The 21759-nt window shown below is 39.9% G+C and carries 26 protein-coding genes; 3 read left to right on the forward strand and 23 right to left on the reverse strand.

Annotated features, from left to right (window positions below):
- Positions 1–48: 48 nt before the first annotated feature.
- From MKZ25_RS12445 to MKZ25_RS12485, 9 genes are all read right to left on the reverse strand, one after another.
- On the reverse strand, positions 49–786 hold the full coding sequence (locus tag MKZ25_RS12445; RefSeq protein WP_340801781.1) for a class I SAM-dependent DNA methyltransferase: 738 nt from the start codon (positions 784–786) through the stop codon (positions 49–51).
- Positions 779–1132: a ribosome silencing factor gene (rsfS, locus tag MKZ25_RS12450; RefSeq protein WP_008407622.1), complete on the reverse strand. Its 354-nt coding sequence runs from the start codon at positions 1130–1132 to the stop codon at positions 779–781. The genes MKZ25_RS12445 and rsfS overlap by 8 nt, the downstream gene beginning before the upstream one ends.
- Before the next feature lie 5 nt (positions 1133–1137).
- Positions 1138–1698 carry a bis(5'-nucleosyl)-tetraphosphatase (symmetrical) YqeK gene (yqeK, locus tag MKZ25_RS12455; protein ID WP_340801782.1) on the reverse strand — a complete coding sequence of 187 codons (561 nt, stop codon included), beginning with the start codon at positions 1696–1698 and terminating at the stop codon, positions 1138–1140.
- On the reverse strand, positions 1667–2260 hold the full coding sequence (locus MKZ25_RS12460; RefSeq protein ID WP_340801783.1) for a nicotinate-nucleotide adenylyltransferase: 594 nt from the start codon (positions 2258–2260) through the stop codon (positions 1667–1669). The genes yqeK and MKZ25_RS12460 overlap by 32 nt, the downstream gene beginning before the upstream one ends.
- 11 nt (positions 2261–2271) lie before the next feature.
- Positions 2272–2577: a ribosome assembly RNA-binding protein YhbY gene (yhbY, locus tag MKZ25_RS12465; RefSeq protein ID WP_340801784.1), complete on the reverse strand. Its 306-nt coding sequence runs from the start codon at positions 2575–2577 to the stop codon at positions 2272–2274.
- Positions 2564–3406: a shikimate dehydrogenase gene (aroE, locus tag MKZ25_RS12470; protein WP_340801785.1), complete on the reverse strand. Its 843-nt coding sequence runs from the start codon at positions 3404–3406 to the stop codon at positions 2564–2566. Before aroE ends, yhbY begins: the two co-directional genes overlap by 14 nt.
- A gap of 152 nt (positions 3407–3558) precedes the next feature.
- On the reverse strand, positions 3559–4662 hold the full coding sequence (yqeH, locus tag MKZ25_RS12475; protein WP_340801786.1) for a ribosome biogenesis GTPase YqeH: 1104 nt from the start codon (positions 4660–4662) through the stop codon (positions 3559–3561).
- 56 nt (positions 4663–4718) lie between these two features.
- Positions 4719–5234: a YqeG family HAD IIIA-type phosphatase gene (locus MKZ25_RS12480; protein WP_008407628.1), complete on the reverse strand. Its 516-nt coding sequence runs from the start codon at positions 5232–5234 to the stop codon at positions 4719–4721.
- A gap of 34 nt (positions 5235–5268) precedes the next feature.
- On the reverse strand, positions 5269–6051 hold the full coding sequence (locus MKZ25_RS12485; protein WP_340801787.1) for a phosphatidylserine decarboxylase: 783 nt from the start codon (positions 6049–6051) through the stop codon (positions 5269–5271).
- Positions 6052–6257: 206 nt separating this feature from the next.
- Here MKZ25_RS12485 and pssA point away from each other — a divergent pair, with 206 nt between their 5' ends.
- Complete coding sequence (gene pssA / locus MKZ25_RS12490; protein WP_340801788.1) at positions 6258–6797, forward strand: CDP-diacylglycerol--serine O-phosphatidyltransferase; 540 nt, start codon at positions 6258–6260, stop codon at positions 6795–6797.
- An 86-nt stretch (positions 6798–6883) separates the two neighbouring features.
- Complete coding sequence (gene sigK, locus MKZ25_RS12495; RefSeq protein ID WP_079527948.1) at positions 6884–7585, forward strand: RNA polymerase sporulation sigma factor SigK; 702 nt, start codon at positions 6884–6886, stop codon at positions 7583–7585.
- Positions 7586–7672: 87 nt separating this feature from the next.
- On the opposite strand, the gene mtnN is transcribed toward sigK, so the two are convergent.
- From mtnN to MKZ25_RS12565, 14 genes are all read right to left on the reverse strand, one after another.
- Positions 7673–8365, reverse strand: a complete 693-nt coding sequence (mtnN, locus tag MKZ25_RS12500) for a 5'-methylthioadenosine/S-adenosylhomocysteine nucleosidase (RefSeq protein ID WP_340801789.1) — start codon at positions 8363–8365, stop codon at positions 7673–7675.
- A 39-nt stretch (positions 8366–8404) separates the two neighbouring features.
- Positions 8405–9088, reverse strand: coding sequence for a YrrS family protein (locus MKZ25_RS12505; RefSeq protein WP_340801790.1), 684 nt, complete (start codon positions 9086–9088; stop codon positions 8405–8407).
- Positions 9089–9219: 131 nt separating this feature from the next.
- Positions 9220–9705, reverse strand: coding sequence for a transcription elongation factor GreA (gene greA / locus MKZ25_RS12510; protein WP_340801791.1), 486 nt, complete (start codon positions 9703–9705; stop codon positions 9220–9222).
- 267 nt (positions 9706–9972) lie between these two features.
- On the reverse strand, positions 9973–10608 hold the full coding sequence (udk, locus tag MKZ25_RS12515) for a uridine kinase (RefSeq protein ID WP_340801792.1): 636 nt from the start codon (positions 10606–10608) through the stop codon (positions 9973–9975).
- Positions 10609–11886: a peptidase U32 family protein gene (locus tag MKZ25_RS12520; protein ID WP_340801793.1), complete on the reverse strand. Its 1278-nt coding sequence runs from the start codon at positions 11884–11886 to the stop codon at positions 10609–10611.
- 19 nt (positions 11887–11905) lie between these two features.
- On the reverse strand, positions 11906–12838 hold the full coding sequence (locus tag MKZ25_RS12525) for a peptidase U32 family protein (protein ID WP_340801794.1): 933 nt from the start codon (positions 12836–12838) through the stop codon (positions 11906–11908).
- A 5-nt stretch (positions 12839–12843) separates the two neighbouring features.
- Positions 12844–13476: an O-methyltransferase gene (locus MKZ25_RS12530; RefSeq protein ID WP_340801795.1), complete on the reverse strand. Its 633-nt coding sequence runs from the start codon at positions 13474–13476 to the stop codon at positions 12844–12846.
- 216 nt (positions 13477–13692) lie between these two features.
- Positions 13693–14811 carry an endolytic transglycosylase MltG gene (gene mltG, locus MKZ25_RS12535; protein ID WP_340801796.1) on the reverse strand — a complete coding sequence of 373 codons (1119 nt, stop codon included), beginning with the start codon at positions 14809–14811 and terminating at the stop codon, positions 13693–13695.
- Between the two features lie 186 nt (positions 14812–14997).
- The gene (locus MKZ25_RS12540; protein ID WP_340801797.1) at positions 14998–15510 is read right to left on the reverse strand and encodes a DUF1292 domain-containing protein; all 513 of its coding nucleotides are present in this window, start codon (positions 15508–15510) and stop codon (positions 14998–15000) included.
- Between the two features lie 73 nt (positions 15511–15583).
- A complete protein-coding gene (locus MKZ25_RS12545) occupies positions 15584–15874 on the reverse strand; it encodes a DUF1292 domain-containing protein (RefSeq protein ID WP_340801798.1) in 291 nt (96 codons plus the stop codon).
- 107 nt (positions 15875–15981) lie between these two features.
- Positions 15982–16398 (reverse strand): Holliday junction resolvase RuvX, encoded by a 417-nt coding sequence (gene ruvX / locus MKZ25_RS12550; RefSeq protein WP_340801799.1) that lies wholly within the window; start codon positions 16396–16398, stop codon positions 15982–15984.
- The gene (locus MKZ25_RS12555; RefSeq protein WP_014823361.1) at positions 16395–16667 is read right to left on the reverse strand and encodes an IreB family regulatory phosphoprotein; all 273 of its coding nucleotides are present in this window, start codon (positions 16665–16667) and stop codon (positions 16395–16397) included. Before MKZ25_RS12555 ends, ruvX begins: the two co-directional genes overlap by 4 nt.
- Positions 16668–16784: 117 nt before the next feature.
- Positions 16785–19457: an alanine--tRNA ligase gene (alaS, locus tag MKZ25_RS12560; RefSeq protein WP_340801800.1), complete on the reverse strand. Its 2673-nt coding sequence runs from the start codon at positions 19455–19457 to the stop codon at positions 16785–16787.
- A gap of 353 nt (positions 19458–19810) precedes the next feature.
- Positions 19811–20959 carry an MFS transporter gene (locus tag MKZ25_RS12565; protein WP_340801801.1) on the reverse strand — a complete coding sequence of 383 codons (1149 nt, stop codon included), beginning with the start codon at positions 20957–20959 and terminating at the stop codon, positions 19811–19813.
- A 103-nt stretch (positions 20960–21062) separates the two neighbouring features.
- Between MKZ25_RS12565 and yeiL the strand changes: the two genes are divergently transcribed.
- On the forward strand, positions 21063–21731 hold the full coding sequence (gene yeiL / locus MKZ25_RS12570; RefSeq protein ID WP_340801802.1) for a transcriptional regulator YeiL: 669 nt from the start codon (positions 21063–21065) through the stop codon (positions 21729–21731).
- Positions 21732–21759 lie beyond the last annotated feature (28 nt).

Raw genomic sequence — 21759 nt, forward strand, 5'->3', positions numbered from 1 at the left:
GAAAAGGTATTTCCATCAAAACTGCCGAAACTTACTTTTTCGGCTATTTTATTTTACCGCCCGAATAAAAATTCGTTCACTTTCATCATTCGGTTGTGTTTTCGTCCAGTCTGCCGTCACTTCAACATGGGAAAAACCGATTTCTTCCAGCCATTTCACATATTGCTCATACGCAAATGTACGCTGATAATGTTCTTCATCAAAACGTTCAAAAAGACCGCTTTCTGTTAGAACAAAAAACGTCATTTGATGGTATACAGAATGGGGTTCTGCACCGGGCTCTGTATGCCAAACATATGAAATTTCGCCGTCGTCATATGTAAATGGACCATCCAGAAAAATATCGTCCATTTTAAATAACGAGTGTACATCAAAAAATAGCTGTCCGCCTTCACGAAGACTGTCAAATATCCGTTTCAATGTTTCCACGACATTGTGCAGCTCTTTTACATAGTTGATCGAGTCAATTGGAATGATGGCAACATCCAAGTCGCTGAAGCCTTCCAGCTCGTCCATTGACATTGCATATAGAGGCATTGAAAACTTCTCGGCTTCCATACGCGCACTTGCAATGGCAAGCATGTCTTCCGATAAGTCGATACCTGAAACAGTGTAACCCGATTTATGCAGCATTAGTGCAAGCGTTCCTGTACCACAGCCAATATCGAGCAGAGTTTTATAGTTCTGTGCAGGTGCATATGTCTGAATCCATTCCACATATTCCGCGTACGGGATATCTGTCATCAGTTCATCATAAACTTCCGCAAAACGCTCATAACTATTCATTGTCCATTTGTGGCGCGTCTAATTGTGGTGCATCTCCCCATAAACGCTCTAGGTTGTAATAGGCACGCTCATCTTTATGGAAAATATGTGCAACAACATCACCCATATCGACTAAAATCCAGCGTGCAGTATCAAAGCCTTCAAGCTTACGTACTGTGTAGCCTGCTTCTTCTGCTTTTTCTTTAATTTCACGTGCAATTGCCTGTACTTGGCGCTCTGAGCTACCTTCTGCAATGATGAAATAATCAGCTAAAAGTGAAATTCCCTGCATATTTAATGCAACGATATCCTCTCCTCGCTTGTCATCGATTGCTTTGTACGTAATATTTAATAACGTTTCATTCATGTATGTTATTCCTCTCTTAATAAGCTGTTGTAGCATTCAATTGAAACAGGGTAAATTGCCTGCTGTGACGAAACTAAAAAACTGAGCGTATGTGTCACACATGCCCGGAATGCATCCTCTAAACTGCGTTCTGCCAATGTTCTTAGTTCCTCAACACCCTGAAACTTACGATTTGGTTCAATCATATCTGCCACATAAATAATTTTCTCAAAAGTTGTCATATTCGCACGTCCGGTAGTATGGTAACGAATTGCATTTAAAATGGCTTCATCATGGATTTGGAACTCCGTCTCGACAATCCAGGCACCAACCGGACCATGCAATATTTCTGCATTCCAGTCAAGCAGACGCGTATCCAACTGCTGTTCGATCACGACTTGCTTCATCCAGTCCACATCCGCATATTTTGCGATATCATGAAAAATAGCCGCGATTTCTGCTTTTTGTGGATTTTCACCGTATTGATGAGCTAAACGGATTGCTGTTTCCATTACACCAACCGTATGAATATACCGTTTTTCAGGCATTCGATCTTTAATCGCTGCCAGCATCGTTTGACGTTCCATACAAACCTTCCTTTCGAATATACTGTTCAACTGCAGCAGGCAGTAAAAACTGTAAAGGTGCCTCTGTTTGCTGTAGTCGGTTTCGAATATATGTTGAAGAAAGGTCAATTTGCGGAGCTTCCACCATACACACGTCGTAGGAAGATTTTGCTTCACTGCCCGGGCGCTTCACTCCTACAAATGTGACAAGTTCCATTAACTCATCGATACGGTGCCACGTATGCAAGGAATCGATCATGTCCCCGCCAATAATAAAATAAAACTGTGTTTGCGGTTCACTTTCACACAATGCTTTCATTGTATCGAATGTATAGGATACCCCTCCGCGCTCAAGTTCATATGTTTCCACATGAAAATATGGAATGTCCTCGATCGCCAGCTCAACCATCCGCAGACGCTGCGCATTTGTTGCCGAGCGGGCCAAATCCTTATGCGGGGGTTTTGCGTTCGGCATAAAGCGGACTTCCGTCAAACCAAGCGCTGCATACACTTCATTGGCCATCATTAAATGTCCGATATGCGGTGGATTAAAAGTTCCGCCAAAAAGACCAACTTTCTTCATTACACTTCACCTTATTTCGTAGCTACTTTTGGTAATACGATTTTTTTGTTGTTGCGTGATTCTTTATATAAAACAACTGTCAATCCGATCAGTTGAACAAGCTCGGCACGTGTACCGGCAGCCAGTTCTTCCGCCACGACATTTTTGTCTTCTTCACAGTTGTCTAAAATGCGTATTTTAATAAGTTCGCGTGCTTCCAATACATCGCGTAATTGAGCGATCATTGCATCATTTACGCCACCTTTCCCAACTTGGAAAATTGGATCTAAGTGATGTGCCTCAGCACGTAAAAAACGTTTTTGTTTACCTGTTAACATAATTTCCTCCTAATTGCTCCGTTAAACGGGCAATCATTGCATTTGTATTTGGATAATGACCTAGCCAGTGTTCGTAGGCAATCGCACCCTGATGCACGAACATGCCTAACCCATTGACAATTGTCGCCCCTTTTTGCTCAGCCGCTTGCAAAAATGGCGTCATTAATGGATTATACACAATATCGGCAGCAATTGCGCCTGCCGGGAACTTTTCAAGCGAAAATGGTAATGCAAAGTCGCCCGTAGTCATTCCGGCTGGTGTTGTTTGAATAAAAATTTCATAATTCGCCAGGCTTTGTTCTGCTTCTTGCATTGAAACAGCTTGGCCGGCATTTAACTCCTCAATAATCTGCTGTGCTTTTTCAACTGTACGATTGGCAATTGTTATATTCGTATAACCTGCCATTTGAAGGGCAAATGCAATTCCGCGAGCTGCGCCACCTGCTCCGATCAGCAATACCGGTGCCTCACGTTTCGTTGTACCGATTACATGCTCAAGTGATTTCACAAAACCGGGACCGTCCGTATTATAGCCCTTTAATTTACCTTCTGCAGTGCACACGACCGTATTGACCGCTCCCATTTTTTCGGCAAGCTCGTCAAGCTCATCCAGGAGCGGAATGATCGCTTGCTTATGGGGAATCGTTACATTCCAGCCGCTTGTCCCTAACAGTTTAAATGATGCAACAGCTTGTTGTAGATGTTCGGGTTTCACGTGGATCGGGATATACGTTGCATCTACATTCGCTTCTTCAAACCATGCATTATGCATTTCCGGAGATTTTGACTGTGCAATCGGATCCCCAATAACTACAAACCACTTTTTCATCAACATTTCCCTCTTTCCTACTGCCATTCATTCACTGCGAAATAATGGAATTTTATATAAAGAAGACGAATTTTCCCGCCTCCCCTACATTTCATTCAACTAACTTAAATCAATAAAAATTTCATCTAACATCAGGTGAATAGACCGTTCTATTAAATCAGTGATGGACGAATGAATACTTCTACACCTTTTGGTGCGTAAGCTGCTACGACAACATTGGCATGCTGTACTGTAATCCAGCCTAATCCTGAAATAACTACATCCGTTTTCGGTTCTTTGATCGAAAACTCGTGACGCCCTAAAGGCGGTAATTGATCAATATGCTTAGACGTTGGTGGTGCCAGTAACTCACCTTTATGTTCTTCATATAACTGATCTGCACGTTCCAGCTTCGTACGGTGGATCGGTAAATCATTTGCAACATGTACAGTAAATGCCGAACGCTCACCTTGAATAAAATCAAAACGGGCAAGAGCACCGATAAATAATGTTTGTCCAGGGTTTTGCTGATACACTTTTGGTTTAATTTCTTTTTTCGGCATAATATATTTTAATTCACTCGAATCAATATGGTGTGCCATTTGGTGATGATTGATTATGCCGGGTGTATCATATAAAGATGATCCGTCATCAAGCGGAATGCCAATCATATCAAGTGTAGTTCCCGGGAAATGAGAAGTTGTAATAATTTCTCCTTCACCTGTAGCTTGCTTAATAATACGGTTAATAAACGTCGATTTACCGACATTTGTACAACCTACAACATATACATCTTTGCCATTACGGTATTCTTCAATTGCTTCAACGACTTCCTGCATGCCCATTCCTTTATGTGCCGAAACAAGCTTCACATCAACCGGCTTTAATCCAAGTGCTTTTGCTTCACGCTTTAACCAGTTGATCACTTTCTTTTCTTTTACCGATTTTGGTAAAAGGTCTGCTTTATTTGCTACTAAAAGAACAGGATTATTTCCAACGAATCGGTGTAAACCTGGTAACCAGCTGCCGTTGAAATCGAAAATATCCACGATTTTCACGATTAGACCTTGCTGTTGTCCAAGACCGTTTAAAATACGTAAAAAATCATCATCCGTTAAGCTAACAGGTTGGATTTCATTATAGTTTTTCAAACGGAAACAACGTTGACAAATAATCATTTCCTTTTCAAGCGAGGATGCAGGTGCATACCCTAATCCATTTTTATCTTCAGTTTGAATCACTGTTCCACAGCCAATACATTGTGGCATTTCATTCATTCACTATTTCCTCCTAACTACTATTGCACATTCATGCAAAAAACTCGGGTCGCTTTTTAGTCTTCCCAAGGATACTTTCCTTTCCGCTTTAAATCGTTGTATACACGACGTTCGACGAAACGGTTAAATTTTGTAACGAGTCCATCAGAGTCAGCAACAGGACGAACTAAAAACGTATAAAGTTTTTGACGTTTTGCACCCATCACATCCGTTAAAAGCTGATCTCCCAGCATCGCAACTTCATGGCGACGTAGACGCAGCTGAACAAGGGCCGCATAATATGCCGCACCTAATGGTTTTTTGGCACGGAAAATAAACGGTATGCCATGCGGTTCTGCAAACTGGCGCACCCGTGCTTCATGATTGTTTGAGGCAATGATAATTTTTATGCCTGCTTCACGCATCATTTCAAACCATTGTACAAGCTCTTCCGTTGCATCAGCACGGTCCCATTCAACAAGCGTATTATCTAAATCTGTTATGATCCCTTTAATGCCTAAATCCTTTAATTTTTCCGGTGTGATTTCATACACACTGCGAATAAATTCATCTGGTAATAAAAAGTTGTACAAAGCCGTAACCCCTAACTCAAAATTTATTTATTCATTATACCATAGTAGCAAAGGCTTCTCCCATTTTTATCTTCGCTCCATTTGTTACATTCTCGGTAAATTCAATGGTATTTTGTTCAAATAACATCACAACGGTTGAGCCGAACGCAAAATAGCCGACTTCTTCCCCTTTTTTCCACTCTGTAGACGTGTTTGTAAGTTCAATGGAATTCACAAATGTCGCTCCTACTTTAATGAATGCTGTATAATGCTCTTTTTCATAGTTAATTTCGCTAATCATACGATAATTATGACTGATCGGTTTTTTTCCATATTGTAAGCCCATCTGGTTAACTGGATAAGACTTTTGCCCAAGTATATATTGTCGCTTAACAACACCATCAATCGGACTATGGATACGGTGATAATCTGCAGGACTCAAGTAAAAAACAATATACTTGCCATTATTATACCTCTTTGCCTGTGTTTCATTTCCCATTAAATCAATTAAAGAATACGGTTTATTTTTCACAGTAAACATTTCCTGCTCTTCAATATTGCCGAATGCTTCTATTTTTGCATCAACAGGGCTTGCAAAAATATTTGTGCGAATATCTACCGGCCGTACTTCTTCTTTCAACTGGCGAACAAAAAAATCATGCAGGCTAGTAAATTCTTTTGGAGATTTTGAAACTTCTTGTATGTTAATTCCGTATATTTGACTATAGCTGCGAATAAAATTTTTACTTAAACGGGATTGTGCAATCTGTTGTAAAATTTTCGAAGAGATCTTACCATTTGATAGTTCTATCATATTCCGGTATAATTTTTCCTTCATTCTAGGTCCTCCGGTTTTGATTAAGTATTGAAGCTCTGCCGCTAAGCTTTTGAAGCAGATTAATTACTATCCGTAAATGCGGGATAAAAGTAAATTATATAATGACTGACCTTACAAAGATAGGTCTTAATATGAATTAACTATTACCTTTTTTTAATAGAACAAGTATAATAGAATATAGCCGATGTGCAAGGGAGTGTTTTCCAATGTTTCTACTTCAAAAAGTTGATTCAACGTTTAAAAAGATAAAAGCAAATGCTGCAAATATAATTACAATTACTAATATGTCATTTGGTGGGGCTGCAATTATGGCAACATTAAATGAGTATCATAGCTACAGTGTATTATTAATTTTTATCGCTGCTTTTTTAGATCGGTATGATGGTAAAGTTGCCCGTAGATTTAATCAGGAGTCCGAATTAGGAAAACAGCTTGATTCCATGGCGGATATTATTTCTTTCGGTGTAGCACCTGCCCTGTTAATGTATGAAATGGCATTAATGAATGCAGGATTTACAGGTATGATGATGCCCGTATTATTCATTGCTGCCGGTGCGTTACGTTTAGCTCGGTTCAATGTAATGGATTCAACAGGATATTTCGTAGGACTGCCAATTACAGCAGCGGGTACGTTACTGACTTTTTCTTATTTCTTTACAAATATGTTATCTGAAACGTTTTACTTAATTCTTTTCCCGGTACTGGCACTAATGATGGTAAGTACCTTTACATTAAAAAAAGTGTAAGAGCAGAAATATCGCTCTTACACTTTTTTTCATTTCTGTGCAAAATTCATCATATACTGTCGAAAAGATGAAAGGATGTTAATTGCTTGAGCGGTTTTGTGACAGCATTGGTTCAACTTTGGCTTGAGCTTCCCGCATTATTAGGCTATTTAAAAGGGCAGACGTTTTATAAACCGTTATCACGCGAGGAAGAAGAAGAAGTCATCAATCGTTTTATAAAAGGGGATGAAAGCGCTCGTGTTGAATTAATCGAGCGAAATATGCGGCTCGTTGCGCACGTCGTAAAAAAATTTCATCCTTCACACGATTTACTTGATGACTATATTTCCATTGGCACGATTGGTCTTATGAAAGCCGTAAGCAGTTTTACACCAGAAAAAAAGACCCGTCTCGCCACATATGCCGCCCGATGTATCGAAAATGAAATTCTGATGCATCTTCGCGCACAAAAAAAAGTGCAAAAAGATGTCTCGTTATTTGAGCCGATTGGTGTCGATAAAGATGGGCAGTCTCTTCAAATCCGTGATTTACTGCAGCTTGACGAACCTTCAACAATCGAAAAAATTGAACGGCAGGAGGATTTTGCCCAGCTGTATCGCTATTTGGATACATTAGATCCACGTGAGCTCGAAATCATTTCCTACCGCTATGGACTTCAAAATTTCGACCCGCATACCCAAAAAGAAATTGCCAAAAGGCTCAATATTTCACGCAGCTATGTTTCACGCATCGAAAAACGGGCCCTTATTAAGCTTTACCAGCAGTTTAAGCATGGCGAGAAAGAATAATCCATTTGAAAGGCATATATTTCTGACATACAACAAAGAAAATGCCCAATCCTTTAATGTGATTGGGCATTTCTACGCTGATTCGAATTATAGTTTCGTAATGGCATTTAATACGATTTCTGTTGAGTGTTTTGCTGCAACAGGTAAAAACTCATCGAATGACATGCTTGATTCTTGTCCAGCAATATCTGATAATGCACGAATGACAACAAACGGTGTATTGAATTGGTGGCATACTTGCGCTACAGCCGCTGCTTCCATTTCCACAGCCTTCATTGTAGGGAAATCTTTTCGCACTGCCTCGACACGCTCAGGGTTGCTCATAAAGACATCACCTGAACAAATGAGACCTACACTGTAATTATGCTCTCCCACTTCTTTTACTGCCTGTTTCGCAACTTCCATTAATTGTTCGTCCGATTTATAAGCTGCCGGCATCCCAGCCATTTGACCGATTTCATAGCCAAAAGCAGTAACATCCACATCGTGATGACGTACTTCATCCGAAATGACGATATCCCCAACTTTTAATGCTGCATCAAAACCGCCTGCAGATCCTGTATTGATGACTACTTTCGGATTAAACTTTTCCAATAAGATCGTCGTAGACATTGCCGCATTCACTTTTCCGATACCGCTTTTTAACAGGACGACTTCTTTGCCTTCATATGTACCTGTTGTGTATTCACTGTTTGCTATTGTTTCTGTTTGTGTATTTTTTAGAGCACCGCGTAATAATTCAACTTCCTGCTCCATTGCACCGATTACTGCTATTGTCATTTATTCATTCCTCCATTTAAACTTGCTAATTATACTTCGTTATTGTGAGCCTTCCAGTGTTGACAAAACTTCCACTTGAACCGGTTTCCAGCCTTCATTGTCAACCCATTCAATACTTACACGGTATTTTTGTTCTTTGTCCATTGATGTGACAACAGCAATTGCATTTTTCGCACTGCCATTATTATTCACACGCAGTACAATACTGTTTTCCTGCTGTAGATCGATGACACTGAAAATTGCTTTTAGTTTTTCTTCGTAATCAATATGCCCATTTTCATATGTCGACACATGTTCACCCGTTTGTGCCGTCGGATAGGCCGGCCAATTCGGATTGGTAATGACTTCTTTTACTGCCGGATCGTCGGAAGGACTTACCATTTCACCTGATTCAGATGCTGGCTGTTCGTCTTCAGATTCATCTGTAATATGTTCCTCTTCTGTTTCCTCCGGTACATTTGTTTCTGTTTCATTATCTTCCGTTTCTTGCCCAGCGTCTTCTTCAGGGGCATCTGTAGTTACTTCTGCCGCTGAATCTTGCTGTTCGGCTTCGTTTTTGGCGTCTGGTTCTTGTTTAATAATAATAATTAAAGTTGCTACTATTAATACAGCGACAATGGCAATTAAGTAATTTAATCTTTTATCCGCTTTCTGGAATTTCGTCTGTTTTGTTTTTTGTTCAGCATACTGTTGTCGTGTTTGAAATCGTCTTTTTCGTTCCATTTCAATTCCTCCTATGCATACCTATTTTAGCATTAGAACAGCGAAGGTTGCACGGAAATTATACACTGGAAACTCTTCCAGTTATCAACAAAAGAAAAGCAGCTAGCAATTTATGCTAACTGCTCCATAAGTTATTTTACTTCTAAAATAATAACTTCCATATCTCCGCCCGGTGTTGTCAGTTTTACAACATCATCAACATGCTTGCCCATTAAAGCTTTAGCAATTGGAGAGTCATTGGAAATTTTACCTTCCATCGGATCCGCTTCAGCTGACCCAACAATTGTGTAAGATTCTTCAAAGTTTGCACGTTTACCGTTAATAAGCTCATCAAATGTAACTGTTTTACCTAATGAAATTGAAGTTGATGAATCGTCTTCTGTAATAATTACAGCATTACGCAGCATTTGCTCGATCAATGAAATACGACCTTCCACAAATCCTTGCTCTTCTTTTGCTGAATCATACTCAGAGTTCTCAGAAAGGTCACCGAAGCTGCGAGCTACTTTGATACGCTCTACTACTTCAGGACGCTTTACAGTTTTTAATGTGTTTAATTCATCTTCTAATTTTTGTTTTCCATCAAGTGTCATTGGATATTGTTTTTCGTTTGACATTATTCCCACTCCTTAGTATTAACTTGAAAACGTTTACTTTTGGCGTTTTCTATTTCTATTTCTAAAAAATACGTATTAATTTAAAAGTTATTCTCACGTATTTTGTTCATAAATAACAGAAAACCCGACTACTAGTTTACGGTATGTGTAAATCCCTTCTTTTAGAAGAAGTTTACACCGTAATACGGGCAGCCGAATTTTATGATTGATTATTTATGTTGTTCTATCATTTTAAAATGCAATTACTGTAAATACTACATCATCATATTACAAGTTTGATTCAGTTTCAAGAATTGTTTTTATTTTCGTTACCATTAAGTCAATTGCAACGTTATTTTCCCCGCCTTCAGGGATGATTACATCTGCATATCGCTTAGTCGGTTCGATAAACATATTGTGCATTGGACGCACCGCTGTTAAATACTGATCGATTACCGAATCAGCTGTACGGCCGCGCTCTTTAATATCACGTTGAATACGTCGGATAATACGTAAGTCAGAGTCTGTATCCACAAATAATTTAATATCCATTAAATCACGCAGGCGCTCGTCCTCCAGCACTAAAATTCCTTCAACGATGATTACATCTTTAGGTTCTACATGAATGACTTCATCTGAACGTGTATGCTGCACATAATCATAGACCGGTTTTTCCACTGATTCATACGCAAGTAAACGATGAATATGATCGATCAGCAAATCATTGTCAAATGCTAGCGGATGATCATAGTTTGTTTCCAGACGCTGTTCAAACGTCATATGGCTTTGGTCTTTATAATAATAATCCTGTTCGATTACAACTACTGAATGTTCACGGAAAACATCGTAAATAGAACGTGTCACGCTTGTTTTACCTGAGCATGAACCACCGGCAATTCCGATTACAACTGGACGGTTTGACATTTAATTATTCTCCTTTCGCATCATATCAAAATGTGATAATGAGCGATCAACTTTAAATTTAACGATTTGTAGTGGGTGGCGGGCAACATCTAGTTCATTGCCTTTTTCATCCCAAAGCTGGCCAACCGTCATTTTGAATGTATCCATATTAGGGCCGAAAAATTCAACCGTATCGCCTGTCTTGAAATAGTTGCGTTGTTCCAATGTAACCATTTGTGTTTCGGCGTCATAATCCATGACAAACCCTGCAAAATCCCACTTCATTTTATGTGAATGGAAACCGAACATTTGCTGTTTATAACTTGGCTCACCTTCAAAGAATGACGAAGCAGTTGCACGGTTTGCACAGCGCGCCAATTCTTCCAGCCATTCTTTTTCGAATGTAAAGTTTTCCGGGTCTGCACAGTAAGCATCAATTACTTTGCGATAAACGGAAATAACCGTTGCGATATAGTGAATCGACTTCATACGGCCTTCCACTTTTAATGAATCAATCCCTAACTCAATCATGTGAGGAATGGATTCGATCAATTTCAGATCTTTCGGGCTCATTGCAAACGGCGCTTCACCTTCGTTAAACAATGCTGTTTCTTCACCGTCGTTATTTTCATATAAATCATAATCCCAACGGCAAGACTGACAGCAGCCGCCACGGTTTGAGTCACGGGCCGTCATATGATTTGAAAGTGTACAGCGTCCGGAATAAGCGATACACATTGCACCGTGCACGAAGGCTTCGATTTCAATGTCTACCTCTTCTTTCATTTTACGCATTTCTTCCCCGCCTACTTCACGCGCCAAAACAACACGTTCCAATCCTTCTTCCTTCCAGTACTTTACCGCTTTCCAGTTGGATAAAGACTGTTGTGTAGAAAGGTGGATTTCCAGAGAAGGGGCGCTCTTTTTACACGTTTCAATAATTAACGGGTCTGCAACGATAATCCCTTTTACGCCTGCTCCTTCGATTGCCTGCAGGTATTCTTCCAAACCAGCCATATTTTCGTTATGCGCGAAGATATTTGTTGTTACATATACAACAGCTCCATATTTATTCGCAAATTCAACGCCTTCCTTCATTTCTTCAATTGTGAAGTTTCCAGCGTTTGAACGTAAACCAAACTCCTGACCACCGATAAATACAGCATCAGCACCGTAGTGGACGGCTACTTTTAATTTCTCCAAGCTTCCTGCCGGTGCTAAAAGCTCTGGTTTTTTCGTAATTACTGTTTTTCCGTTAATAGTTTCACGGATCTTTTCATTTTGAATTAATTGTAGCATACTGCGCTCGTTCTCCTTCCTAGTAGACTGTTTCCTTGTAGATGAAGCCAGTATCCAGTGGACGTAACGCTGGCTGAATTGCTTCGATTTGCTCAAATAGCCCGGATTTAATATCATCGTACGCATCTTCGCCTTGATCAAAATACGTATCAATCGCTTGACGGTAGAGTTTTGTAACCGTTACCGTATAGTCAAACGTTTGAAGGACACCATCAATTTTAAGTGAATCGATACCTGCCTCAAACAATTCATTTAACTCTTCGATAATGCACATATCATTCGGTGAGAAAATGTGCGTCCCATTCATATCCTCATAGATCGGATATTTATTTTTACGCTCTTTATCGTGAAGGAACATGTTTTTGTTTTCTTTGCGATTTTCGATTTCCATCGCTTCGTCACGGTACAGGAAGTAGTTTCCTAAAAGTGAGCGTTTAGATTGGAACATACAAGTCATTCCATGTACTTGCACTTCGATTTCATGCTTTGTATTTTCTTTGATTTCAATCACTTCATCGACTGAAAGTTCACGTGCCAGTACAGCACGCTTGCTTCCACGCTCACCCCAATAGTTCACTTGGAAGAAGTTCGTTGCTGTCGTTTCCGGATTCCAATGCAACGGTATCGTTACGTTGTTTTCACGCACTGCAATAATTACAGCCGGGTCACCGAATAATAATGCATCTACGCCAATACGCTGCATCTGTACTAAATATTCATCCAATGCATCTAAACGATCATTGTGGAATAATGCATTGACCGCTACATATACCTTTTTACCTGCAGCATGAATCAGCTTTGTTGCTTCTTCCACCTGTGCTACTGTAAAGTCTCCAGCTAAGCGCAAGCCAAATTTCTGTTCACCGATCACAAAAGCATCTGCACCTGCCTGAAGTAGTGCTGTAATATGCTCAATGGATTGTGGTGTTACTGATAATTCTGGTTTTTTCACACTAATCACCTCTTCAAACAAATTAACAAACCATCACCGACAGGGAAAAAGGCACTTGAATAATCCGGATGTGCCATGATCCAGTCCGAAAATGTTTTTAAGTTGCGGATCATCGTTCTTTTTCTTCTAGGTACTTCTTTTATATCTAAATCCGATAATCCGTGCATATACATATTATCGATGTATAAAACGCCTCCCGAAGGAACAAGTGATGCGTATTTTTCGAAAAACTTCATGTATTGCCCTTTTGCCGCATCAATAAAAACAGCATCAAAAGTAGCAGGAAGTGAATCCATGTCTACCTCTAACGCATCACCCTCAATTACTTGTATGCGGTTTGCCACCTCTGACCTTGCAATGAATTCCTTGGCATACTGAACTCGCGACACATCGCGTTCTATCGTCACAATATGACTTTGTGGCAGTGCTTGAGCCATCCGTATAGCAGAATAACCAATTGCCGTTCCAATTTCTAAAATCGATTTTGGATTTTGAATTCGCAAAATCTGATTCAGTGACTCAATCCCGGCAAGCTGCATGATCGGGACATGATTCTGTTCTGCGAAGCGTTCCATTTCCATTAATAATTCATCACGTTCAGGAATGAAGGAAGCAATATAAGCGTCTGATAATTCCATTTGTCATTCTCCCTTTACCTGGTTGTTTGCGCACATCTTTCTTTCACAAGAAAAAAGACGAAACGAAGTTGTTTGCGCCTACAAAATTGTTATATAAGGACAAAAAATCACAATTTATAATAGCATGAAAAGAAAAGGAATGCGAACAATTTACTGAATTCCATCGTAAAACGGAAATTTCAAGCCATTCGATTCCTTTTCTACAACTTATCTTTCTTAACGTAAATATTTTTCGATGTTCGCTAAGTGCTCATCATACGTTTTAGCAAAATGATTGACGCCTTCTTTATCTGCCAGGAAGTATAAATAATCAGTTTGTGAAGGGTTCAGTGCCGCTTCGATTGATGTTTTACCGGCTCCTGCGATTGGTCCAGGCGGCAATCCGGTATTTTGATACGTATTATACGGATTTTCCACTTCCAGGTCGCTATACAGTACGCGTTCTTTATGCGATCCTAATGCATACAGTACAGTTGGGTCTGTCTGTAAAGGCATATCAATTTTAATACGATTATAGAAAACACTCGCAATTGTTTCACGATCCGTCTGCGCAGTTGCCTCTTCTTCAAGCAATGATGCAAATGTCAGCAATTCATGGACCGATGTTTCGCGTTCTTCCAATATCGGAGTGTATTCGGAAACAATCGTATTCATCGCAGAAAGCATTGTACCGATAATTTCCTCTATTGTTGGGTTTTCCTCAAAGAACGGATATGTTGCCGGATATAAATAGCCTTCTAGCGGGTGACGGATATTTTCCTTTAAAATAGCTTCTGACAATAAATCAGGATATTCAGTGATTAATTGCTCCACATAAGCGGCATCCGTCACTTTTTTCATAAAGTCCTCTGCTTTGTGAGAAGTGTTTTTCTGTACAACATCAGCTACTTGCTCGAGCGTCAATCCTTCCGGCACTGTCATTGTAAATACAGGCTCGCGATACACGCGCCCTGTCTTTAAGCTTTCAATAATTTCATCGAGTGTCATGGATTTCGTTAAAGAATAACTGCCGGCTTGGAATTCCGATTCATTTTTAAATTTAGTATAATATTTAAAAATCTGTGCATTCTTTACAATGCCCTTATCTTCTAAAATAGTCGATATTAATGTAATCCCTGAGCCCATTGGAATTTCGACTTCAACTTTTTCGTTCGATTCCGGGTCCGTTGGTTCCAATGCCGATGTCACATAGTTGTATCCTGTGAAACCGACAATGGCAATAATCAGAAGAGCAACAAGCGCGACAATTCCCACAATTTTACGCACCGTTTTAACTTCTCCTTTACGCTCTTTCATCTTATTTAACATTTCTTGCTTCTTATTTTCGTCTAGCACGGGAGTCCCCCCTTTTTCTCTTCCATAATGATACATAAAAATCTCTTTCGACACAATATAGAGCCACGAAAGGTATAGAAATTCTCACTATTTGCGACGTTTTATAATAAAAAATGTTCGTTTTTGTCTATTTTTGAACAATAAAAAACCTCACTGTCGTATACATCACCAGTGAGGTTCTTGAAATTAGTTTTGTGCTAATGAATTTAATGCTTGTTCTACCATTTCCCACTCTGCATCTGTTTCGATAGGGAGCAGGTCCGCTACTTCGCCATTATCGCCCGCGATATAGGCAGAAGCGTAAACTTCCTCCAATACCGGTTCGTCGTCTTCCATAATTGCATAGAATAAGTAATTTTTCCCGTTGTTTTCAAAGCGGTGCAAAATTTGGCACATAACTTCTTCATCTTCTTCATTCGTGATCGTAAAGTAATTTGTCTGATCCGCGCCGAATTCTGAAAGCACCGTATTCATAACCTCTTCAACCATTGCCCATTCTTCATCTGTTTCAACATCTGAGAAACTGCTCATTTCGCCATTCTCGTCAAGAACATAGCGAAGTGCAGAAATACCAGCTTCTTCATCCCCGATTAATGAGAATAACACATAGGAGTGCTCATCCGAATCAAATGTAAATACAACGCGGCATTGCTGCTCTCCGCCGTCTTCTTTTTGTAAAATAAAAATATTTTCTTCCATACTAATTCCTCCCATTGAATGAATAAAACAGAGCAGGCTCGTCACCCACTCTGTTTTTATCGTGTCAAATGAATTATTCTTCTTCGCCTAATTCGTCTTCGATCTGGTTTAATACTTCTTCGATTAAATCCCATTCTGCTTCTGTTTCGATCGGCGTTAATTCGCCATCTTCACCATTATCAGCAGGAACGAATGCAGAAGCAAAGATTTCAACTGCGCCATCTTCATCTTCTTCTGCACCTACTAAAGAATATAATACGTATGATTTACCGAACTCTTCTGAATCGAAAGTGTGTAAAATTTCGCAAAGTTGTTCGTTGCCGTTTTCATCGACTACTGTAATGTGATTTTGTTGTTCTGACATGATCGTCACCTCTTCATAATATTTAGGCATTGGTGCCTGTCGCTGCTCAATATATTATACATAAAGCCTTTTCGGATAAGTACAAAAAAGCCTCGTAATGAGCAACTTTAGTTTTTACTATCTAAATAACCTTGTAAAATCATGACAGCAGCCATTTTATCAATAACTTGCTTTCGTTTTTTACGGCTTACGTCTGCTTCGATCAGCATACGCTCAGCAGCCATCGTTGTCATACGCTCGTCCCAAAGCTTAACAGGAAAACCGAATGTATCTTCCAGCAGCTTCTTATAGCTTTCGGAAGCTTCCCCGCGGGGACCGATCGTATTATTCATGTTCTTCGGGTAGCCTACAACAAATTCTGTTACATTATGTTCCTTTACAAGCTCATTGATACGTTCAATACCAAATACGCCTGCCGCTTCATCGATTTTTATTGTCTCGATTCCTTGCGCTGTCCACCCTAGCGCATCACTAATTGCAACGCCGACTGTTTTCGAGCCGACGTCTAAACCCATAATTCTCATTTATCCGCCTCAGTATTCTTTCTAATATAAAATCTAACGAGTTCCTCTAAAATCTCGTCACGTTCTAGCTTGCGGATTAAATTACGTGCGTCCTGGTGGCGAGGGATGTATGCCGGATCGCCAGATAATAAATACCCTACAATTTGATTTGTTGGATTATACCCTTTTTCCTCTAAAGCCGTATACACCTTCAGCATCACTTGCTTTACTTCTTGTTCCATGGATTCTTCTGGAAAACTGAATTTCATTGTTTTATCGAAAGAACTCAAGACCAGCACCTCGCTTTCAGCAATGAGGAGATGAAGCACACTCTTCCATCTCCATTTATATCATTATAACTTATTCCTGCAAGCACTTCAAATATGCCAGTTGTAAAATTTAGATATTTAGAAAGATTTTACATGTTCGTAAACAGCATTTAACGCATCTTCCAGCTTAGCAGCATCTTTTGCACCGGCCATTGCCATATCCGGACGACCGCCGCCTTTACCGCCGCATGCTTCAGCAACTTGCTTAACAATGTTACCGGCGTGATAGTTACCACCAACGATATCTTTCGTTACACCCGCGCATAACATTACTTTCTCGCCATCAACAGCACCAAGAACAATAACAGCGGATTCCATTTTTTCTTTTAAATCATCCATCATTTGGCGTAGTTGATTATTGTCTTTTGCTTCTACACGAGTTGCAAGAACTGTCACATCACCGATTTTTTGTGCCGCATCCAATACTTCGCCAGCTTGTGCATTTGCAATTTTTTGAGACAATGAATCATTTTCGCGTTGCAGTTCTTTGTAATCTGCCTGAAGTGTTGCCACACGAGTTGCAACGTCTTTAGCATTTGATTTTAAAAGGCCTGCTGCTTCATTTAAGATCGCTTCTTCTTCTTTGATCGCTTCATATGCTGCTTTACCTGTAACAGCCTCGATACGGCGAGTCCCTGCACCGATGCCGCTTTCAGATACGATTTTGAAAATGCCGATTTCAGATGAACGGCTTACATGCAGTCCACCGCATAGTTCGATAGAGTAGTCCGAAACGGCTACAACACGTACAACATCGCCATATTTTTCACCGAACAGCGCCATTGCACCCATCGCTTTTGCAGAATCGATATCCATTTCCTGAATAATGACTTCGATATCTTCCCAAATTTTTTCGTTCACTGCACGTTCAACTTGCGCAAGCTCTTCTTTTGTTGCAGCGCCAAAGTGAGAGAAGTCAAAGCGTAAACGGTCCGGCCCTACATAAGAACCTGCTTGTGCCACATGGTCACCTAATACGTCTTTTAATGCACGGTGCATTAAATGTGTTGCAGTATGGTTTTTAAGGATTAATTTACGTTTTGCTTCATCTACTTTTGCAGTAGCCATATCGCCGACATTCATTTCACCTGATTCCACTACTACTGTGTGCAATGGCTGACCATTTGGCGCTTTTTGAACATCTTTTACGATGGCAGTGAATCCGTCTGCTTCAATGATACCTGTATCGGCAATTTGTCCACCCATTTCAGCATAGAACGGTGTTTCAGATAGAATTACCAACGCTTCTTCACCTTCAGAAGCAGTTGACGTTTCTTGACCGTTGACAACGATTGCAGCAACTTTTGCCGAAGCTTCAAATGCATCATAGATAAATGTAGATTGCTGTGTTAAGTTTGAAAGCACTTCATTTTGCACTTGCATTGAATCCACATCAGCACGTGCATTGCGTGCGCGCTCACGCTGTTGCTCCATAGAAGCTTCAAAACCTTCATGGTCAACTGTCATGCCAACTTCTTCGGCATATTCTTCCGTTAACTCAATCGGGAAACCGAATGTATCATAAAGACGGAATGCGTCAGCACCCGGAATAACCGTTTCGCCTTTTGCCTTTTGGCTTTCGGCAACTTCATTGAAAATTGCTAATCCGCCATCAAGTGTTTCGTGGAAGCGCACTTCCTCATTTTTAATAACACGTTGAATAAATGCTTCCTTTTCTTTTACTTGCGGATAGAAATCATGCATAATTTCTCCGACAGTCGGCACTAATTCAAACATAAACGGCTTTTCGATGCCGATTTTTTTCGCATATCGAACAGCACGACGTAATAGACGACGCAACACATAGCCGCGGCCTTCATTTGATGGCAATGCGCCATCCCCGATAGCAAATGCTACTGTACGGATATGGTCGGCAATTACTTTAAATGGTGTATTCACATCTTCAGTTGATCCGAAAATTTCATTTAGATCCACTTCATGCGGTCGTTTGTACGTACGGTTTGCAAACGTTTCTGTTTTTTCGATGATCGGCATGAAAAGATCTGTATCAAAGTTTGTCGGTACATTTTGTACAACAGAAACGATACGCTCAAGACCCATCCCTGTATCGATGTTTTGCTTTGGAAGCGGTGTATATGTGCCATCCGGATTGTGGTTGAATTGAGAAAATACAAGGTTCCAAATTTCAAGGTAGCGCTCGTTTTCCCCACCCGTGTACATTTCTTCCGCCGGTGCGCCAACACCGTACTCTTCACCGCGATCATAGAAGATTTCTGAGTTTGGACCAGATGGACCTTCACCGATATCCCAGAAGTTGCCTTCAAGTCGGATCAGGCGCTCTTTCGGAATCCCGATTTCATTGTGCCATACATCATAAGCTTCCTGATCTTCAGGGTGGATTGTCACTGATAACTTTTCAGGATCGAAGCCCATCCATTTTGGATCCGTCAAAAACTCCCAAGCGTAATGAATCGATTCTTTTTTAAAGTAATCTCCGATAGAGAAGTTCCCCAACATTTCAAAGAATGTATGGTGACGCGCTGTTTTACCTACGTTTTCGATGTCGTTTGTACGAATCGATTTCTGTGCGTTCGTAATACGCGGGTTATCCGGAATGATACGTCCGTCAAAATACGGTTTTAATGTCGCCACTCCTGAGTTGATCCATAAAAGTGATGGGTCATTAATTGGAACTAATGGTGCCGATGGTTCAATATGATGCCCCTTTTCTTTAAAGAAATTCAAATAAAGACGACGAATTTCAGAACCTGTCATTGTTTTTGTTGTCATGTTTTATTCCTCCTACTAATTATTGAAGTCGATGAATTTTGGTACTATTTAAATGATTCGCTTAAGAAAACAAAAAAAGCCTTCATCCCGGTAAAGGGACGAAGACTATTATCTCGTGGTACCACCCTAATTTATAATGCGCTGTGCATCATATCTCAAGTGCTTGTAACGTAAGCAGACGGCAGTGATTAGCTGCACTCTGGAGTAGCTTTCAGTATTTGTTCGGGGAGATTTTTTCAGCCGGGAAATCTCTTTCTGCTCACGAAGTCCATACGTACTTGTTCCATCATCGTTTTCATTTTATTATGCTCTTCATTATAAAAAATAGATATCGTGCTGTCAATCGGCATTCCTTAATAATTAAAACGTTTTTTCGTCAGTAAAATTAAAAGGATGGCAGGCACTGTACAAATGATCATTCCTAAGAACGCCAAACCTGGTTCGATTTCATAAAGCTTACCACCTAATAATGTAAGAATCGCTGCACTTAAACTCATGGCAAGTGCCGAATAAATCCCCTGTGCATTTGGGATCTGCTCCTGTGGTAAAGCTTTGGAAATATAGCGGATAAAGGCATAATGCGCCATTGCAAATGAAAGGGCGTGAAGTGCCTGAGATATGATAAACATCGGCATATTCGGAAATGCGTAAACTAGAATCCAACGAATGCTCGAGCCAATTGCCGCGATAAGCAATAATGAGGAAGGCTTCCATTTTGTCAAAATTGTATCGGCCTTATAAAAATAAAGAACTTCGAATACTACTGCGACATTTAAAATCATACCGATATAAAACGGATTGACATTCAGATCCTGTAAATAAATATAGCCGTAGTTATAGTATGATGCGTGTGCCCCCTGAAGCAGAATGACAACAAATAATACGATGATAAAGCTTTTCACTTCAAATAGGCCTTTCATCGAGAGCGTTTTTCGCTCCTCTTTTACAGGCGTTAAACTTAATACTTGAGGTGCAGGCATGAACTGAATGATGAGCAATGCTGCTAAACCTAAAATCATCATCCATAAAATCATATGCTCCCCGTACATCCCGCTGATCATACTGATGATCAGTACAGCGACGACAAACCCGAACGACCCTAACGAACGCGCTTTTCCATAATGTATGGATCCATGTTGCATTAATGTGGAGGCACTGCTCTCAACAGCCGGTAATAATGCCGGGTAAAAAGCACTGAACAGCAACGTCATTAAAAATAAGCCGCCGAATGAATTAATCGGTATGTATAGCAGCGTCACAATTAGTGAACTTGCTGTAAAAAAGATCAGTACATTTTTATTGCTCATCACTTTAGAAACAAACGGGAAAATAAACATCGTTGAGACCGCCCGTGCAACAAGTCCAAATCCCATTATGATACTCGCTTCTGAAACCGTAAGCCCTTTATCGTTAATAAGCCAACCTGTCCAATATGGCAGGAAAATACCCCATGTAATAAAGAACATAAAGAAGTTTTTCGCGAGCCAACGCTGATTATTCATAGTCTTCATCCTTTTTCATTTTTATTAAGTTGAATATTAACATGAGAAATACTACAATAATGTGAGAAATCTCATATTTAATTGGAAGGAGTTGCTCTATAATTTGAGAAAGTTACCAATAGATGAAAGTCTCTCATATATCGAAAAATACCCGATTTCCCAATACTTTTCATTTGATATCGTTCCATTTATCCATGTGTATGAATTCGATAAAGGCGAATTTATTTTCCATGAGCATTCCTTCCCCGACTATTTGTATTACATGGTTGAAGGAAAAGCTAAATTATATATTACCCATAAAAACGGGAAAATTTCGCTCATCGATTTTATTACAGCTCCGACATTTATGGGGGAAATGGAACTGTTAAATGCTGAACGCTATTCAAAAGGTATTCAAACTTTATCAAAGTCAGTTTGTTTTGCGATTTCGATTCAGGAAGTGAAGGAAAAATTATTGGCAGATCCTGTGTTTCTGAAAATGCTCTGTATTTTTTTAAGTCACAAAGCAACGACAGCAACAGCAAAATATACACAAAACCAGGCCTATCCGTTGGAAAACCGATTAGCCTCATTCATTCTACTATCATCAGATCAACAATTCTATAAAGAAAAACATACTGAAGTATGTGATTACTTAGGCGTATCCTATCGCCACCTGCTATTTGTCCTTGCACAATTCAGCGAAGCCGGCTATATAACGAAACAAAATCGCGGATATATTTTGACAAACCGGTCCGAACTGGAAAAACTTGCATCAGAAATTACGTATTAAAAAAAGACTGCGCTAAAATATTTTTAGC

This window comes from Solibacillus sp. FSL W7-1464 (genome assembly GCF_038004425.1).
Classification (GTDB): domain Bacteria; phylum Bacillota; class Bacilli; order Bacillales_A; family Planococcaceae; genus Solibacillus.